General features: G+C 66.2%; 1 protein-coding gene. It reads right to left on the reverse strand.

Annotated elements, in window-relative coordinates; all coding sequences use genetic code 11:
• On the reverse strand, positions 1 to 758 hold a 758-nt coding region (locus RCF13_RS05340), incomplete at both ends, for an efflux RND transporter permease subunit (RefSeq protein WP_308140929.1).

Genomic DNA, 758 nt, shown 5'->3' on the forward strand with positions numbered 1-758 from the left:
AGATGTTGATGGTCGCCATGCCCAGCGCCAGCGGGATCAGCGCGCCGCAGATCGACAGCGGCACGCTCACCAGGATGATGAACGGGTCGCGCAGGCTTTCGTACTGCGCCGCCAGCACCAGGTAGATGACGATGATGGCGAAGATGAAGGTGATCATCAGCGCCGAGCCTTCCTGGCTGAACTGGCGCGCGTCCGACTGCCAGTCGTAGCTGAAGCCGGCCGGCAACTGCTGCGCCTGGCGCGTCAGGAACTGCACCGCATCGCCCATGGTCACGCCCGGCATCGGGATGGCCTGGAAGGTGGCGGCGTTGAGCTGGTTGAACTGGGTCAGCTTGTTGGGCTCGACGCCCATCGACACCGACACGAAGTTCGACAGCGGCACCTGCGCGCCGCTGGCGCTCTTGACGTAGTACCGCGCCAGCGATTCGGGCGAGATGCGCTGCTGGCGCAGGCTCTGCGGGATCACGTCGTACGAGCGGCCGTCCATGCCGAAGCGGTTGACGTAGTTCTCGCCCACCAGCACCGCCAGCGTGTCGCCCACCGCCTTCATGGTGACGCCCAGGCTGTTGGCCTTGGCGCGGTCGATGCGGACCTGGACCACCGGGTTGTTGTAGTCGAGGTCGCTGTCGACCACCACGAACAGCCCGCTCTGTCGGGCCTTCTGCTTGATCTCTTCCATGGTCCGGTAGAGCACCGGATAGTCCTGCGGGCTGCGCAGCACCATCTGCACCGGCAGGCCGCCGGTGGAGCCGGGCAGG

Origin of the sequence: Stenotrophomonas maltophilia group sp. RNC7 (assembly GCF_030910085.1) — a bacterium.
Classification (GTDB): Bacteria; Pseudomonadota; Gammaproteobacteria; order Xanthomonadales; family Xanthomonadaceae; genus Stenotrophomonas; species Stenotrophomonas sepilia.